This window comes from Streptomyces sp. NPDC003038, from assembly GCF_040611115.1.
Lineage (GTDB): Bacteria > Actinomycetota > Actinomycetes > Streptomycetales > Streptomycetaceae > Streptomyces.
The window spans coordinates 67,564-82,844 of record NZ_JBEXNN010000002.1 but is presented as its reverse complement, the minus strand read 5'-3'; the positions used below and the strand labels follow the sequence as shown (position 1 = coordinate 82,844).

At 73.1% G+C, this 15,281-nt stretch carries 16 protein-coding genes; 5 read left to right on the top strand and 11 right to left on the bottom strand.

What is annotated here, in order from left to right:
• Positions 1 to 87: 87 nt before the first annotated feature.
• Positions 88 to 1,173 (bottom strand): S-(hydroxymethyl)mycothiol dehydrogenase, encoded by a 1,086-nt coding sequence (locus tag ABZX75_RS03030; protein WP_355407189.1) that lies wholly within the window; start codon positions 1,171 to 1,173, stop codon positions 88 to 90.
• Positions 1,174 to 1,241: 68 nt separating this feature from the next.
• Entirely contained in the window at positions 1,242 to 2,099 is an 858-nt protein-coding gene (locus ABZX75_RS03025; RefSeq protein WP_355407187.1) for a LysR substrate-binding domain-containing protein, read from the bottom strand.
• Here ABZX75_RS03025 and ABZX75_RS03020 point away from each other — a divergent pair.
• A complete protein-coding gene (locus ABZX75_RS03020; RefSeq protein ID WP_355407185.1) occupies positions 2,093 to 2,998 on the top strand; it encodes a dihydrodipicolinate synthase family protein in 906 nt (301 codons plus the stop codon). The genes ABZX75_RS03025 and ABZX75_RS03020 overlap by 7 nt on opposite strands.
• A gap of 461 nt (positions 2,999 to 3,459) precedes the next feature.
• Entirely contained in the window at positions 3,460 to 4,164 is a 705-nt protein-coding gene (locus tag ABZX75_RS03015; RefSeq protein ID WP_355407183.1) for a LysM peptidoglycan-binding domain-containing protein, read from the top strand.
• Here the strand turns inward: ABZX75_RS03015 and ABZX75_RS03010 are convergent.
• The 6 genes from ABZX75_RS03010 to ABZX75_RS02985 form a co-directional block, all read right to left on the bottom strand.
• Positions 4,148 to 5,077, bottom strand: coding sequence for a squalene/phytoene synthase family protein (locus ABZX75_RS03010; RefSeq protein ID WP_355407181.1), 930 nt, complete (start codon positions 5,075 to 5,077; stop codon positions 4,148 to 4,150). The two genes, ABZX75_RS03015 and ABZX75_RS03010, sit on opposite strands and share 17 nt — an antisense overlap.
• A 190-nt stretch (positions 5,078 to 5,267) precedes the next feature.
• The gene (locus ABZX75_RS03005; protein ID WP_355407179.1) at positions 5,268 to 6,926 is read right to left on the bottom strand and encodes a peptide-N4-asparagine amidase; all 1,659 of its coding nucleotides are present in this window, start codon (positions 6,924 to 6,926) and stop codon (positions 5,268 to 5,270) included.
• 110 nt (positions 6,927 to 7,036) lie between these two features.
• Positions 7,037 to 7,225 carry a hypothetical protein gene (locus tag ABZX75_RS03000; protein WP_355407177.1) on the bottom strand — a complete coding sequence of 63 codons (189 nt, stop codon included), beginning with the start codon at positions 7,223 to 7,225 and terminating at the stop codon, positions 7,037 to 7,039.
• A 49-nt stretch (positions 7,226 to 7,274) separates the two neighbouring features.
• The gene (locus ABZX75_RS02995; RefSeq protein ID WP_355407175.1) at positions 7,275 to 7,541 is read right to left on the bottom strand and encodes a GlsB/YeaQ/YmgE family stress response membrane protein; all 267 of its coding nucleotides are present in this window, start codon (positions 7,539 to 7,541) and stop codon (positions 7,275 to 7,277) included.
• A 165-nt stretch (positions 7,542 to 7,706) separates the two neighbouring features.
• Entirely contained in the window at positions 7,707 to 8,618 is a 912-nt protein-coding gene (locus ABZX75_RS02990) for a hypothetical protein (protein WP_355407173.1), read from the bottom strand.
• Positions 8,615 to 9,568, bottom strand: a complete 954-nt coding sequence (locus tag ABZX75_RS02985; protein WP_355407171.1) for a phosphatase PAP2 family protein — start codon at positions 9,566 to 9,568, stop codon at positions 8,615 to 8,617. The genes ABZX75_RS02990 and ABZX75_RS02985 overlap by 4 nt, the downstream gene beginning before the upstream one ends.
• A gap of 184 nt (positions 9,569 to 9,752) precedes the next feature.
• Here ABZX75_RS02985 and ABZX75_RS02980 point away from each other — a divergent pair, with 184 nt between their 5' ends.
• Positions 9,753 to 10,361: a TetR/AcrR family transcriptional regulator gene (locus tag ABZX75_RS02980; protein ID WP_355407169.1), complete on the top strand. Its 609-nt coding sequence runs from the start codon at positions 9,753 to 9,755 to the stop codon at positions 10,359 to 10,361.
• A gap of 280 nt (positions 10,362 to 10,641) precedes the next feature.
• Positions 10,642 to 12,219: an alpha/beta hydrolase gene (locus ABZX75_RS02975; RefSeq protein WP_355407167.1), complete on the top strand. Its 1,578-nt coding sequence runs from the start codon at positions 10,642 to 10,644 to the stop codon at positions 12,217 to 12,219.
• A gap of 51 nt (positions 12,220 to 12,270) precedes the next feature.
• Here the strand turns inward: ABZX75_RS02975 and ABZX75_RS02970 are convergent, their stop codons facing one another.
• Positions 12,271 to 12,819 carry a TerD family protein gene (locus ABZX75_RS02970; RefSeq protein ID WP_355407165.1) on the bottom strand — a complete coding sequence of 183 codons (549 nt, stop codon included), beginning with the start codon at positions 12,817 to 12,819 and terminating at the stop codon, positions 12,271 to 12,273.
• A 100-nt stretch (positions 12,820 to 12,919) separates the two neighbouring features.
• Positions 12,920 to 14,056 carry a hypothetical protein gene (locus ABZX75_RS02965; protein WP_355407163.1) on the bottom strand — a complete coding sequence of 379 codons (1,137 nt, stop codon included), beginning with the start codon at positions 14,054 to 14,056 and terminating at the stop codon, positions 12,920 to 12,922.
• Between the two features lie 232 nt (positions 14,057 to 14,288).
• Between ABZX75_RS02965 and ABZX75_RS02960 the strand changes: the two genes are divergently transcribed.
• The gene (locus ABZX75_RS02960; RefSeq protein ID WP_355407161.1) at positions 14,289 to 15,104 is read left to right on the top strand and encodes a glutamate ABC transporter substrate-binding protein; all 816 of its coding nucleotides are present in this window, start codon (positions 14,289 to 14,291) and stop codon (positions 15,102 to 15,104) included.
• On the opposite strand, the gene ABZX75_RS02955 is transcribed toward ABZX75_RS02960, so the two are convergent.
• Positions 15,097 to 15,222, bottom strand: a complete 126-nt coding sequence (locus tag ABZX75_RS02955) for a hypothetical protein (protein WP_355407159.1) — start codon at positions 15,220 to 15,222, stop codon at positions 15,097 to 15,099. The genes ABZX75_RS02960 and ABZX75_RS02955 overlap by 8 nt on opposite strands.
• Positions 15,223 to 15,281: the final 59 nt, after the last annotated feature.

Here is a 15,281-nt window from a genome sequence, read left to right as displayed (position 1 = left end):
TGAGCCGCGCGCCCGGCGGTGGGGCACGCGGTCAGGACGGTCAGCGGCCCGCGGGCAGCGGGTCAGCCGGGGCCGGAGGTCGACGGGTCAGAACGCGACGACCGAACGGAGCACCTCGCCGCGTTCCATCCGCGCGAATGCGGTCTCCACCCCGTCGAGGGGGATGGTCTCGGAGACGAAGGCGTCGAGGTCCAGGCGGCCCTGGAGGTAGAGGTCGATGAGCAGGGGGAAGTCCCGCTCGGGCAGGCAGTCCCCGTACCAGGAGGACTTGAGGGCGCCGCCGCGGCCGAAGACGTCGAGGAGCGGGAGTTCGAGCTTCATCTCCGGCGTGGGCACGCCGACCAGGACCACGGTCCCGGCGAGGTCGCGCGCGTAGAACGCCTGGCGGTAGGTCTCCGGGCGGCCCACGGCGTCGATGACCACGTCCGCGCCGTTTCCGCCCGTCAGGCCCTGGACGGCCTCGACCACGTCCTGCGTGCGGGCGTTGACGGTGTGCGTGGCGCCCAGCCCCCGGGCCCACTCCAGCTTCCGGTCGTCCAGGTCCACGGCGATGATCCTGGAGGCGCCCGCCAGCCGGGCGCCTGCGACCGCCGCGTTGCCCACTCCCCCGCAGCCGATGACGGCGACGGAGTCGCCCCGCCCGACGTTGCCCGTGTGCAGGGCGGCGCCGAGGCCGGCCATCACTCCACAGCCGAGGAGTCCGGCGGCGGCCGGCGAGGCGGCCGGGTCCACCTTGGTGCACTGGCCGGCCGCCACGAGGGTCTTCTCGGCGAAGGCGCCGATGCCCAGCGCCGGCGAGAGCGGAGTGCCGTCCTCCAGTGTCATGGGCTGGGTGGCGTTGTGCGTGGCGAAGCAGTACCAGGGGCGTCCGCGCCTGCACGCCCGGCAGGTTCCGCACACCGCACGCCAGTTGAGGACGACGAAGTCGCCGGGCGCGACCGAGGTGACGTCCGGGCCGACCGATTCGACGACCCCGGCGGCCTCGTGGCCGAGCAGGAAGGGGAACCCGTCGTTGATGCCGCCCTCGCGGTAGTGCAGGTCGGTGTGGCAGACCCCGCACGCCTGGACCCGTACGAGCGCCTCGCCGGGCCCCGGGTCGGGCACGAGGATCGTCGTCGTCTCCACCGGGGCGCCCTTGCTCCGGGCGATGACCCCTCGTACGCGATGCGTCACGTCGTACTCCGCTCTCGTCGGCTCCGACCCGAACGTACACGGCTCGGCGCCCGCGTACGGGAGTTATGTCACTCCCTGGCGTGCGATCCGGCCAGTTCAGGCGGTACGGCCGCCCGCAGGGCCACGCCGAAGGCCGCCACGGCCGGGTGGGCACCGGCTCCCCTGCGGAAGGCGAAGTTGGTACGGCGCTGCATGAGCAGGCGGGTCAGTTCGACGCCCGGACCGGTGTGCTCACCGATCCCGAGCTGCGGTACGACGGCCACCCCCTGGCCGGCCGCGACCAGGGCGAGCACGGTGGCGAACTCGTCGACCGGGTGCCGGATCCTCGGCGTGAAGCCGGCCGCCTGGCAGGCCCGTACGGTCATGGCGTGGCAGAGGGTGCCGGGGCTGGCCGTGATCCAGGGGGCGTCCGCGTGCGTACGGAGGACCGCCCCCTGGTCGCCGTCGGCGGCGGGACCCGCCGCGGCGGCGTGATCCGTGGGCGCGGCCAGGTACATCGCCTCCTCGTACAGCGGCTCGGCGGCCAGCCCCGGCTCCTGCGCCGCCGGTACGAAGTCGTACTCGTGGACCAGGGCCACGTCCAGGTCCCCGGCCCGCAGGGCGTGCGCGACCGCCGCCGGGTCGGTCTCCGACACCATCGGCTCCAGGGCGGGGTGACGGCGGGCCAGGGCGACGAGGGCGGCCGGGACGATGGCCCGGGTCGCGGTGGGGAAGGCCCCGATCCGCAGGGCGCCGGCCGGCCCGCTGCGGGCCTCCGCGAGGTCGGCGTCCGCCTGTTCGAGCCGTTCGAGGACGGCCTCGGCGTGCCGGACCAGGTTCAGCCCCGCCGGGGTGAGCCGGACCCTGCGGCCGGTGCGCTCCAACAGCGGCAGGCCGGCCTCGCGTGGATATGACGGGTCGGCCGGGCGAGGCTCGACGCATGGCACACGAACTCTCCCTGCACGGGATCCACGTACCGCTCATCACCCCCTTCACCCGGAACGGGGACATCGCCGCCGATGCCCTGGAAGCGCTCGCCCACGAGGTGCTGGACGCGGGCGCCGCCGGGATCGTCGCCCTCGGCACCACCGCCGAGACGGCCACGCTCGACGAGGCGGAGCGCGACCTCGTCGGCGATGTCTGCGCCCGGGTCTGCCGGGAGCGCGGGGCACCGCTGACCGTCGGCGCCGGGGCGAGCGGAACCCGGGCGGCCGAGGCTTCGCTGGCACGGCTGACGCGGTGGCCGCAGGCGCGGGCGGCGCTGGTGACCGTCCCCTCGTTCGTACGGCCCTCGGCGGCGGGGGTGCTGGCACACTTCGCGCGGCTTGCCGAGGTCAGCCCCGTACCGCTGATCGTCTATCACATCCCGTACCGCACCGGGCAGCCCCTGGACGTGAGCGCGCTGCGGGCACTCGGATCGCTCGCGGGGGTGGCCGGGGTGAAGTACGCGGGCGGCCGCATCGACCAGGACACGGTGGCGCTGCTGGCGGATCCGCCGGACGGGTTCGACGTGCTGGCGGGCGACGACGTGTACCTTTCGCCGCTGCTGGCGATGGGCGCGGCGGGCGGGATCCTGGCCTCGGCGCATCTGGCGACGGCCCGGTTCGTGGAGCTCGGCGCGGCCTGGCGGGCGGGCGACGCGCCGCGGGCACGGACGCTGGGGCACGCGCTGGCCAGGCTGTCGGCGGCGGCCTTCGCCGAACCCAGCCCGTCGGTCATCAAGGGGGTGCTGCACGCGCGGGGCAGGATCCCCACTCCCGATGTACGGCTTCCCCTGCTGCCGGCCTCCCGAGGGGCGGTGGCGGACACGCTGGAGCGACTGGCGGAGCTCGCGGAGCCCGCCTGAGCACAGCGGCCCGACCGGGCACCCCGGCGGGCAAGGGGACGGGGGCAAGGGGACGAGGCAAGGGGACGAGCAGACGCGCGGGCTGAGGAGCGCGCCGGAAAGCACCCCTCATGGGCGATTCGCCAGCAACGCCCCAGTCGCCCGAATGAGGCATGCCGAGCGGGGACTTGCCCGTATTGACCCCAGGGCCGTCCCGTCGTGATGTGAGTCACGCCGACGAGGTCAACATCATTTCCGTTCGAGAGGCCGATTCCTTTTCCCGGAAAGGGAATCGGCTATTACCCAGAAGGCGTCACCATGGTCATTTACATCCCCGATAGCGGGAAGTCGATCTCCCGCCGGAATTCCGGCCTTGTTCAGGCCCCTCGCACTCGCTTACGGTCACCCTCGTTCCCGGCGGCCAACTGCCGAATCAGGCCGCCGCCCGGGCTCTCCCGTCCCCCCACGTGAGGAATTCCGCCATGCCTGCAAAGGGTAAGCACCGTCGGCCGAAGCACCACCCGATCACCCGCAGGCTGGCCCTCGCGGGCACCGGTAGCGCGGCCCTCGCCCTCCCGCTGATCAGCGCGACCACCGCCGGGGCGGCGGAGACCACCGCCGCGCCGACGGCATACAAGGCCGCCGCCAAGACCGTCACCAAGGCCGCCGCGCCCACCACCTATTCCGTGGTCACCGGTGACACGCTTTCCCACATCGCGGCGGAGCATTCCGTCAGCGGCGGCTGGAAGCAGCTCTACGAGGCGAACCGCAGCATCGTCGGTGACAACCCGTCGATCATTCGGCCCGGCCTCAAGCTGACCCTCGGCACCCAGGCGAAGACCGCCGCGGCGAGCACCACCACCTATGCGAACAATCTCGACGGCTGGATCCGCGAGTCGCTCGCCGTCATGGCCAAGCACGGGATTCCCGGCACCTACAACGGAATTCACCGCAATGTGATGCGGGAGTCCTCGGGCAATCCGATGGCGATCAACAACTGGGACATCAACGCCAAGAACGGCGTCCCGTCCAAAGGCCTGCTCCAGGTCATCGACCCGACCTTCCGTGCCTACCACGTGCCCGGCACCTCGCAGAACTCCTACGACCCGGTCGCCAACATCACCGCCGCCTGCAACTACGCGGCCGCCCGCTACGGCTCCATCGACAACGTCAACGGGCCCTACTAGAACCCATCCTGGCCCGGACCAGGATGCGCAGGGGCGCCGCCACCCCGTAGCCGACGTCTCGGCGCAGGGCGTCGGCGCCCGCACGCTCCACGGCGGTCAGCTGGTGCGACATCAGCTCCACCATCGTGGTGATGACGGGCCGCAGCCCCGGCTCGGCGAGTGCGAGGATGCCGGCGGTGCCGGCGCCGTCCAGGGCCGAGTCGAGGGCGGTCCGGGCACGTCGCGTCTCTGCGGAGAGGAGCGCCCGTACCGCCCCGGTGTCACGGGCCTGTTCCAGGTCGGCTCGGGTCACGGAGTGCTCTGCGAGGCGGTCGCGGGGGATGCAGAGCCGGCCCTCCGCGAGGTCCCCGGCGAGGTCGGCGAGGAAGTCGACGCGCTGGGCGGCATCGACGAACCGCCGCCACCCCGCGGCCTGTTCGGCGGTGGGCCCGCCCTGGTACTGGAGGCCGGTGAAGACCAGCACCCCCGGCCAGGCGTAGGCGTCGAGGTAACCCTGGAAGTCCGCCTCGGTGGCGAAGCCGTCGAAGCCCGCCTCAACGGTGGAGGCCCCGTCGAGGAACCGGGAGATCCACTGGACGGGCAGCCCGCGGGACGTCACGGCGTGGGCGTAGGCGCGCAGCAGCGGGTCGGGGCTGTCCCCGGACGTCAGCGCCTCGTCCACGCGCTCGGCCAGCGCGGCCAGCCCGGCGATCCGTTGGGGTGCGGTGCCCGCCTCGGCCACGTCGTCGACCAGGTTCATGAACGCGAGGCCCGCGGCGAGTTGGGGCACCAGGGGCGGCGCGGCGAGCAGGCGCAGGGCGAGATACGGGGCGGGCTCGCGGCGCAGCACCCGGCGGGCGGCGCAGGTGTAGTCGTCCCGCAGTCGTGGTCCCGATATCCCACCCGCGGTCAGTGTGCTGCGCCAACTGGGCATGGTGGTCGTGCTCCCTCGGGGCTCTTCGACGCGTACGTACGGAGATCAGCATGACAGCCGCGTGCCACGGGCCGGTTTCCCGCCCCGCGCGCAGCCCCTCGGTGGATGGGGCGCGCCCACGACGTCGCAGACGCTCCACACCATGCCCCTGCCGCCCGGCGCCTGCCGACGGCGCCCGGGGGCGCCGGGCTCAGCAGCGGCGGCGGTCCACCGTGACCGTTCCCTGCACGGTGGCCACCGTACGGTCATAACATCCCCCCACGGCCTCGGAGCCGTACAGCCGGTAGCGGGAGGACGTGGCGCCGACCGCGTGCCGCTGGTCGCGCGGGACGTTCGCCGTGTAAGTGGCATCGCCCGTGTACCGGTCGTCGAGCCGGGACCGGTCGACGCTCCGGCCTCCGCGCAGGGTGACGGTGTCCGCCCCGTCGCCGAGCGAGAGGACGGTGCGCAGCCGGTCGTCGGCGCCGAGGGTGGTCTCGCCGTCCATCGTGTAGGTGCGCGCCGTGCGGGTGGTGGTGGTCCCCCGGGTCACGCTTTCCTCGTCGGTCCAGGTGGCGGTGAGCGCGTCGCGGTTCTCCCCGTCGGTCCAGCGGTGGAGAGAGGTGTTCCGCACGGCGCGGGTGACGGTGGTGGTGATCCGGCCGTGGGAGGTGTCCAGGTGCCCGGCAACGGTCAGCCGGTGACCGCCCTCGGTGTCCAGTCGGTGTTCGGCCCCGGGCGCGGCGGGCGTCCAGCGGGAGAAGCCCGTCGGTTCGCTCGCCTCGTGGCGGGTCAGGGCGCCGGTGACGACGTCGCGGGCCTCGTCCAGCCACAGCAGCAGGTTGGTGGGGGTGCTCCAGCCGCTCTGCCCGGCCGGCACGCCGGCGACGGACACCTCGATCCGGTGCGGGAGCCCGTCGTTGAGCAGGGCGGCGAAGGGGGTCAGGTCGTAGAGGACCGGCTGTACGTCGAAGGCGCGGGGGCCGGGGGTGACGTACCACAGGAAGGGGTTGGACCAGCCGCCGGTCCAGACGGTGGGGAAGGGCGCGGCGAGGCCGGCGAGCCGGCCGTCCACGGAGATGCGCACCTCGCGGTACGGGCCGTCGTACGCCTTGCAGGAGTACGGGGCCGCGACCGGGGTGGTCAGGTACCAGTACTCCTCGCAGCCGCCGCCCGAACCCGTGGCGTACACCTCGGCGAGGAGCCGCTCGGTGTTGCGCGGGGTGGTGACGTCCGGGGAGGTGAGCGCGAGGACGCGGTCCGGGGTCGCGGCGGGTCCGGTGGCACCCTCGGCGGCGTAGAAGGTGAGGGTGACCTTGACGTCGATGACCCCGGTGTAGGTGTCGTTGACGACGTTGCCGATGAGCATCTCGACGGGCTGCGGACGGGCGAGCGTGTCGCGGTAGCGGGTGACGTCCTTCTCGACGGACCAGGTGATGCCGTCGGGCGAGGGCTGGGGGGTGGAGGTGCGGAGGATCTCGACGCCGCCGAGGGAGAGGTGTCCGAGGCGGTCGTACTGGCGGCCCTTGACCTTGCCGTCGAGGCGCAGCACCACCTTGGCCCAGCCCTCGGAGCCGCAGCCCGTGGGCGGCAGGTAGCTCCCCCGGTAGGGGGTGAAGTCGCGGAACTGCGCCTCGGCGAGGGTGACCCGGCAGGACCGGGTCGCTGGCCGGGCGACGGGCGGGGCCGCGGTGAGGGGGTCGTGCCAGTCGGTGCCGAACTCGGCGGGCGGGGCCGGTCCGTCGCCCGTTGCGCGGGCCGCCCCGGGGGCGGCGGCGGTCGCGGGTCCCGCCGCGCCGGCCAGGGTCGCGGCGGCGAGGGTCAGCGCGCCGATCAGGCCCATGAACCTGTGTCGTCCGTGTCGTCTCATGGACCCGCAGTGAAACCCGGCGGGCTCGGGCGCCGCCAGGGGTCCGGGTCCGGGCTTGGCCTGATCTCGCCCCCCCGCCGGGATGCCCGGCGATCCCGCGGGGACACGAGTCAGCGCTTCAGGGCGCGGTACCGCTTGAGCAGGGCCGTGATCTTCTCGGGGTCCGCCTCGCCGTTCAGTTCGGCGAGCAGATCGTCGGGGCAGAGCTCGTAGAGGTCGCCCCACCATCGGCCGCCCCGGGTCTTCCAGATGCGGTAACCGCCGGGCACGCCCCGTGCCACGTAGGCGCGCCTGCTCATGCCTCGTCCCCCGTCCCGGTGTCGAACGTTCCGTCGTGCTCCGCCGTGCTCAGTCGCGCGAATTGCCGAACAGGATCCGGTAGCCGATCAGCAGCACCAGTGAGCCCGCGATGGCGGAGCCCCAGGTGGCCATGTCGAAGAACTCCGTCTGGATCGGCCGGTCCAGGAGCTTCGCCGAGAGCCAGCCGCCGATGAAGGCTCCGGCGACGCCGATGAGGGTGGTGCCGATCAGGCCGCCGGGATCACGGCCGGGCAGCAGGACCTTGGCGATCCCTCCGGCCAGCAGCCCCAGGATGATCCAGCCGATGATCCCCATGCCCCGTCACTCCGTTTCGTTCGTGCAGACGTTCTCCACGGAGGACGCGGCCGGGGCCGATTCGGTTCTGTGGGCGACCCGACTGGGCACGATCGGCGGTCGGTCAGCGGTGACGGGTCCGCAGCAGCGCGACCGCGCCGAGAGACGATCCGTCAGCCATGCGGCTCATGCTGCCACCCGGCTGACCGCCGCGGCGGATCCCACCGACCCCACGGACCCCACGGCAGCGGCGGCGGCATCAGCGGCGGACGGCACCGACGCCGCCGGCGTCCGGGTCAGCAGCAGCACCCCGCGCGCCGCCGCGACGGCTCCGGCCACCGCCAGCAGCACGCCCGCCGCGCCGCCCTGGAGGCGTTCGCCGAGCAGGATCATTCCGATGGCGGCCGCCGCCAGCGGATTGGCCAGGTTGACCACGGCCAGCGGGGCACCGAGCCCGCCCCGGTACGCCCGCTGTGACAGGAGCATCCCGCCGACCGCGAAGACCACGACGAGCAGGGCCACCACGGCGACCCGGACGCTGAGCAGGGCTCCGCCGCGTCCGCCCGCCACGGCCACCGTCTGGGTCAGGGCGGAGGCGGCCGCGGAGGCCACTCCGGACGCCGTCGCGTGCCGCAGCCCCGAGCGCGGGTCCTTGGCGGCGGTCAGCAGCAGGATCACGGCGGCCGTCGCTCCGGAGACGAGGAGCGCCTCGGCCAGGGTGAGGGTGTCGTCCGGCGCCGGGCCGGATGCCGGGAGCAGCAGCAGCCCGAGCCCGGCGACGGTGGCCAGGGTCCCCCGCCACTCGGTGGCCGCCACCCGTCGGCCGGCTCCGCGTGCGCCGAGCGGTACGGCGGCCACGAGGGTGAGCGCGCCGAGCGGCTGGACCAGAGTGAGCGGCCCGTACCTCAGGGCCCCGGCGTGCAGCAGCGCGGCGGCGGCGTTCAGCCCGGCCGACCACCACCAGGCGCCGGAGCCGAGCAGGGCCTTGGCGCTGCGGGCGGCGGCGGCGCGGGCGAGCCGTTCCTGGGCGACGGCCGCGGCCGCGTAGGCCACGGCCGAGGCGAGGCACAGCAAGACGGCGAGCGCGGTGGCGTTCATCGCCCGGCCCCCACGTCCGCCGGTGCACGGCGTGGGCGCGGCTGTCGGCGTACACCGGCGGCGTCCCCGGTAACAGCACCGGCGGCGTCCCCGGCGTCGGCACCCACACCGGAATCGGCACCGGCACCAGTGGCCGTGGCCGTGGCCGTCGCCGTAGCGCCCGGTCGCGGGACCACCAGCAGCGCCGCCCCGAGCAGGACGGCCGCCACGATCGCGTCGAGCCAGTAGTGGTTCGCCGTGCCGACGACCACGAGCAGGGTCAGCAACGGGTGCAGCAGCCACAGCACGCGCCAGCGCGTGGGGGTCCCCCCGGGCGGAGTCTGAGCGGGGGTGGCAGCGATCATGCCGAGCGCGAGCATCAGGGCCCAGCCGAAGTGCAGTGAGGGCATCGCGGCGAACTGGTTGGCCAGGGTGTCGGCGGCCGGCGCGGCCCGGTAGACGGTGGGGCCGTAGACCTGGCCGGTGTCGACCAGATGCGCGGCGCCGAGCATCCGCGGAGGCGCGAGGGGGAAGGCGAGGTGCAGGGCGAGGGCGGCTCCCGTGACCACGGCGAGGACCCGGCGTGCCCACAGGTAATGGCCGGGGCGCCGGACGTAGAGCCAGACCAGGAAGAGTGCGGTGGCGGGGAAGTGGACGCCCGCGTAGTACGTGTTCGCGGTGTGGACGAGGGCGTCCCCGTGCAGCAGCAGCCGCTGTATCGCTCCTTCGCCCGGCAAGCGCAGGGTGCGCTCGGCGTCCCATACCCGGGCGGCGTTGCGGAAGGCCTCGTCGGTGCGGCCCGTCGAGAGCATCCGTCCCGCCTTGTAGGCGGTGAACAGGGCAGCGACGAGCAGCAGCTCCCGTATGAGGCGGCGGCGCGCGGCCCGGCGCCCCGGTGCCGGGGACGGCGGCGCGGGCGGGTCGGCAGCCGACCCGTCCTCCCGTCCGGCAGGTGTGGTGTGGGAGGTCATCCCCCTGGTCTCTCTTCCTGTACGCGGAGCGCGGCAGCGGCTTGGTCGGGGCCCCGCAGGCATCGACACGCCAGTGTATCGATACATCAGCGTATCGATACGCCGCTGTACCGATACGCTCGCGTTCCCGTACACTCGGGTCCTGGAGACCCCCGCCGAGGAACCTCAAGGAGAGCCGCACCCCATGACGTCGACGCCGAGCACCGCGCGCCGCTCCAAGATCACCCCGGAGCGCGAGCAGGAGTTCTACGACGCCGTTCTGGAGCAGCTGCGCGAGCACGGCTACGAGGCTCTGACCATGGAGGGTGTGGCAGCCCGGGCCAGTTGCGGCAAGTCCACGCTCTACCGGCAGTGGAAGACCAAGCCGCAGCTCGTCGCCGCCGCCCTGCGGGCGGGCCGCCGGGGCACGCTCGTCGCGGTGGACACCGGCACGTTGGCGGGCGACCTGCGCGAGGCGGCCCGGATCGCCGCCGGCACGTCGGGGCGCGACACCCGGCTCACGCAGGCCCTCGGGCACGCCGTGCTCAGTGACGAGGAGTTGCAGGCCGCGCTGCGGGAGGCGCTGGTCGAGCCGGAGCTGGCGGCGTTCGACGTGATGGTGCGTCGGGCCGTGGCCCGGGGCGAGATCGCCGCGGACCATCCCGCCGTGGAATTCCTGCCGGCGCAGTTGATGGGTGTGCTCCGGATCCGGCCGGTCTTGGAGGGGCGGTACGCCGACGCCGACTACCTGGTCCGGTTCGTCGACGTGTCCCTGCTCCCGGCCCTCGGCCTGGCACCGCCGCAGGCCCCCTGAACCGGCGGGCCGCCGTCCCCGATGACCGGACGGCTGCCTGCCCGCGCTGCCTCGTGGGGACGGCGGCAGCGCGCCACCCGGACCGGGTGGCGGCCTCTCCCCGAGGGAGCGGCCGCCGCCCGGTCCGTGCGGGACACCGAGTCGGGTACCGGCTCCGGAATACCTCCCTCCGCCCCTGTACGGTTCCGTCGGGTCTCGTGCTCGACCGCCTGGCCGCGTCGCCGCGTCGCCGCCGAGGCCCGTTACGTCCCCTGCCCGCAGGACCCCAGGAGCACCACACATGTCCCACTTCATACGGCCGGCCCGTTCCGCGGCATTCGCCGCTGCGGCACTCCTGACGGCCGCCGCCCTCGCCGGATGCGGCAGCGGCGACGAGAAGGACGGCGCCGAGAAGGGCGAGAACCCGGCCGGCTCGGCCACCGCGAGCCCCTCCGCCGTCGCCCTGCCCGCCGCCCTCACCGGCCAGCAGCTCGCCTGGGCAGCCTGCCCCGCCCCCTCGGTCGCCCAGGGCGGCGGCGAAGCCCCCGGAGCCGGATGGGAGTGCGCCGCCATGAAGGCTCCGCTCGACTACGGCAAGCCGGCCGGCGAGACCATCGACCTGGCCCTGATCCGCAAGAAGGCCACCGATCGGGGCAAGCGCATCGGATCCCTCGTCTACAACTTCGGCGGCCCCGGCGCCTCGGGCGTGAAGACCCTCCCCCAGCTCGCCGCGAAGGACTACAAGAAGCTGAACTCCGCGTACGACCTGGTGAGTTTCGATCCGCGCGGTGTGGGCGACAGCGCTGGTGTCTCGTGCGTCGACGACAAGACGATGGACGAACTGAACGCCTCGGACAACACCACGGAGAGCTGGAAGAGGTTCGCCGACGGCTGCCGGAAGAACTCCGCGAAGATCCTTCCACACGTCGGCACCGCCAACGCCGCCCGCGACCTGGACCTCATGCGCCAAGTGCTCGGCGATCAGAAGCTCAACTACTTCGGCATCTCCTACGGCACGGAGCTGGGTGGGGTCTACGCCCACCTCTTCCCGAAGAACGTCGGCCGTACCGTCTTCGACGCCGTCGTCGACCCCACCCAGGACACCGTCCAGCAGCGCCTCGGCCAGCTCAAGGGCTTCCAGCTGGCCCTTGAGCACGCCATGCGGTTCTGCGTGAAGGAGTACGCCGCCAACTGTCCGACCGGGCCGGACGCGGCGAGCGGCGTCAAGCGCATCAACGCCATGCTGGATCAGCTGGAGAAGAAGCCCGCCGCGACGGACAGCGGCCGCAAACTCACCGCCGGGCAGGCGCGCAGCGGCATGATCGCCACGCTCTACAGCGAGGAGAGCTGGGACCACCTGGTGCAGGGGATCGGCGAAGTGCAGCTGAACGGCACGGGGAATCTCCTCCTCGCGTACGCCGACTCCATGAACGGCCGGGACGAGAAGGGCCGTTACGACAGCTCCACCGGCGCCCAGGGAGCCATCAGCTGCGCCGACGACAACACCCGGATCACCGCCGAGCAGGCCGCGGCCCTGCTCCCCGAATTCCGCAAGGCCTCACCCGTCTTCGGAGACCTCACCGCGGAGGATCTGACCACCGGCTGCCAGGACTGGCCCGTGCAGGGTGAGCGGGCCAAGCCCGAGGTGAGCGCCCCGGGCGCCGCGCCGATCGTCGTCATCGGCAACACGGGTGACCCGGCCACGCCGGTCGAGGGCGCCCGCCGGATGGCGGACGCCCTCGGCAAGGGCGTGGGCATCGGCCTGACGGTCAAGGGCGAGGGCCACGGAACCTACGGGGTCAACAGCTGCGCGACCAAGACCGTCGACGAGTTCCTGATCGACGGGAAGGTCCCGGCGGACGGCGCCACCTGCTCGTGACGCCGTCCGTCCACGGGCGCCGTCCGGTCCGACCGCCGACCGCTCTCGCGGTCAGGACCGGACGGCGCCCATGGACCGGGCGAACTCCTCCGGGCCGACGTCGAAGCCGTGCAGCTCCGCCTTCAGCGCCCATCCGCCCGACGCGTCGCGGGTGAACTCGGCGACCGTGGCCGCGGTGGCGGCCGGGATGGACTCGAAGCCGGTCTGGGCGAGGTCGGTGTGGCCCTCGCGGATCCGGACCCCCGTGCCGTCGATGTCGGCGAAGGTCCTCGTACCGTCCGCGCCCGCTCCGGCGCCGGCGTCCTGGATGACGACACCCACCACCACCCGCCGCAACTCCGGCGCCATCCGGTCGAGTTCGAGCGTCATCACCTCGTCGAAGCCGAAGCCCTGACCGGTGTGGCTGTCCCGGTTGAGCGTGATGGTCCCGTCGGGAGACCGGCTGCCGAAGTGAACGAGGTAGACCGGCTGCCCGTGGAGATCCGCCGCGCCGTAGACCGCGACGACGATGTCGAGGTCGTGCGCGGGCGTACCGGCGCGGCTGGGATCCCACCGCAGCGCGACCTCCACCTTGGCCAGGCCCTTGCGTACACCAGTCACCGAACTCCCCCTCCGTACACCGGGCATCACCCGGCCATCGTCCCACGTCTGCGCCCGCACGGCCCGGAGCACCGTACGTTCCCGGCCAGTTCGGGCCCGGCTACCAGTCGCCGTCCCGTACGGGCCTGCCCGGCCTCGGGGCGGTCCCGAGCGGCTTGACCTGGCCGGGGGCCGGCTCCGCCCACGGGGTGTGGTCGTCGCCGAGCCACTCCCCCACCGGCTTGACCCCGCCCAGGGCTTCGGACGGGGCGAGGTCGGCGGCGGAGTCGTCGTAGTAGTCGAACCAGGGCAGTCCGGCCTTGGTGTAGGCGGCCCGGTCCACCGGCGAGGGCGGCGCCTCCTCGCCGGTGATACGGCGCCACTCGGGCGGGGTCACCAGGTGGACGAAGACCCGCGCGGACGGCTCCCGGGACCAGTCGGACAGCGGCCGGTCGTCCTGGTAGACCTCCTGGCGCATGGAACCGCCGACCCCGAGTCCCATCGCCGGCGCGGCGGGCGGAACCGCGGCGCCCCGCGCCTCGGCGGCCGGGGCCGCGGCCGGCATCGCGAATCCGCCGGGTGCCGCCGCCATGGGAGGCAGGGGGACCCCGCCGCCGTAACCGCCGAAGGCCCCGGAGCTCCCGTAGCCCCCGAACGCGCCGGTACCGCCGGGCGGCGGGGCCCCGTACACCGCGGTCGGGCCCTGGGTACGCGCCCGCTCCGCCTCCCGCCACGCGGCGAGCGCCTGCGCGCCCAGCGGGAAGGCCTGGAGCTGCACGCCGCCCGTGGTCTCCTCGCCGGTGACCTGCCCTTCGACGGTGGCGCCGAGCCCGAGCGGTACGGCGACGAACTGACGCACCGTCCCGTCCCCCGAGTTGATCCCGTCCAGCCACGGCTGCCGGGGCAGCACCACGTAGTTCTGCGGGGTGCGTGCCGGTCGCCCGGTCCAGCGCTCGCCCGAGACCGCGCACACCTTGCCCACCCCGACCTGGAGCGCGGCGGGTTCGCGGGTCCCGGCGAAGCTCAGCCACATGGCCTCGCGCAGGTACACGGGCAGCATCACACCGCCCTTGGCCAGCCACTGCGGCGGCGCCGTGTCCGGGTAGTCCTCCACCCGCCGCAGCGGGAACTCCCCCAGTCCCGGCGGCAGCGCGTGCGTGCCCGACTCGGGCAGCCGCAGGGTCCGGATGAACCGGATCTGCACCCCCTCGCCCAGCAGCAGCGCATTCCCGTCGACCCGTACCGGTCCTGTCCCCACGTCCAGCCCCCTTCTTCTCCCGCTCCAGCCCCGATCCGCAGCAGAATCTGCGGCCGAACCGGATCGTTATCCTCAAGTTTTGCTCAGATCTAGTGACGCTGCGCCCGTCACCTTCCTAGCTTCCTCGTACAAGTGTCGAGTAGCTCGCGCGGTTCCGCGTCCGGTGATCCCTCATTCAGCCACCGCTGAGAGGCAGCCGGGCATGGGCCGCGTTCCAAGGAAAGAGTGCAGCATGAAGGTTCCCAAGGCCGGCGCGGTCGCCGCAGTGATCGCGCTCGTCCTGACCGCCTCCGGGTGCGGCGGTGACGACGAGGACCAGGGGACTCTCTCCATCGGCATCAAGTTCGACCAGCCGGGCATCGGGCTGCGCGAGCCCGACGGCAGGTTCACCGGTTTCGACGTGGACGTCGCCACGTATGTGGCCAAGGAACTGGGCTACGAGCCGGACCGGATCGAGTTCAAGCAGGTCTACAGCAACGACCGCGAGCTGCTGATCCAGTACAACGAGGTGAAGTTCGTCGTCGCGAGCTACTCGATCAACGACAAGCGCAAGGAGAAGGTCGACTTCGCCGGCCCGTACTTCCTCGCGCACCAGGACCTGCTGGTCCGCGCGTCCGACACCAGCATCACCAAGGCCGAGGACCTCAACACCAAGCGGCTGTGCTCGGTGGCCGGCTCGACCTCGGCGGAGAACGTCAAGAAGAACCTCGCCCCGAAGGCGAGCGTCCCCCTGGAGCTCGGCGGCTACTCCGAGTGCCTCGTCGCGCTCCAGGACAACCTGGTCGACGCCATGACCACGGACAATTCCATCCTGGCCGGGTACGCCGCCCGGAAGGGCAACGAGGGCAAGTTCAGGCTGACGGGCCTGAGCCTGAGCAACGAGAACTACGGCATCGGCCTCAAGAAGGGCGACAAGGAGCTCCAGGTCAAGATCAACGCCGCGCTCAAGAAGATGGTCGCGGACGGCTCCTGGGAGGCGGCCGTGAAGAAGAACTTCGGCGCCGACTACAAGTTCGAGCCGGCCCCGCCGCTCACCACGGTCAGGTGACGATCGCCGTGGCGGTGGCCGGATCCGACCGGTCGGCGCGGACGCGGGCGTTGACCCCGTGGAACCGGCCCCCGCACACGGCCCCGTTCTTCGGCCACCCGAAGCGGGTCGCCTCCATCCGGTGACCCCCCGGGGCAGCCATGGCCCGCCCGCGTGGGTTGGGCCGTGCCAGGCCGG

Coding starts and splice junctions, on each gene's coding strand:
- ABZX75_RS02960 (WP_355407161.1), top strand. CDS start 14,289: ATGAAGGTTCCCAAGGCCGGCGCGGTCGCCGCAGTGATCGCGCTCGTC.
- ABZX75_RS03000 (WP_355407177.1), bottom strand. CDS start 7,225: ATGAGCAGGCGCGCCTACGTGGCACGGGGCGTGCCCGGCGGTTACCGC.
- ABZX75_RS03005 (WP_355407179.1), bottom strand. CDS start 6,926: ATGAGACGACACGGACGACACAGGTTCATGGGCCTGATCGGCGCGCTG.
- ABZX75_RS03020 (WP_355407185.1), top strand. CDS start 2,093: ATGGCACACGAACTCTCCCTGCACGGGATCCACGTACCGCTCATCACC.
- ABZX75_RS02985 (WP_355407171.1), bottom strand. CDS start 9,568: ATGACCTCCCACACCACACCTGCCGGACGGGAGGACGGGTCGGCTGCC.
- ABZX75_RS02995 (WP_355407175.1), bottom strand. CDS start 7,541: ATGGGGATCATCGGCTGGATCATCCTGGGGCTGCTGGCCGGAGGGATC.
- ABZX75_RS02990 (WP_355407173.1), bottom strand. CDS start 8,618: ATGAACGCCACCGCGCTCGCCGTCTTGCTGTGCCTCGCCTCGGCCGTG.
- ABZX75_RS02955 (WP_355407159.1), bottom strand. CDS start 15,222: ATGGAGGCGACCCGCTTCGGGTGGCCGAAGAACGGGGCCGTGTGCGGG.
- ABZX75_RS03010 (WP_355407181.1), bottom strand. CDS start 5,077: ATGCCCAGTTGGCGCAGCACACTGACCGCGGGTGGGATATCGGGACCA.
- ABZX75_RS02975 (WP_355407167.1), top strand. CDS start 10,642: ATGTCCCACTTCATACGGCCGGCCCGTTCCGCGGCATTCGCCGCTGCG.
- ABZX75_RS02980 (WP_355407169.1), top strand. CDS start 9,753: ATGACGTCGACGCCGAGCACCGCGCGCCGCTCCAAGATCACCCCGGAG.
- ABZX75_RS03015 (WP_355407183.1), top strand. CDS start 3,460: ATGCCTGCAAAGGGTAAGCACCGTCGGCCGAAGCACCACCCGATCACC.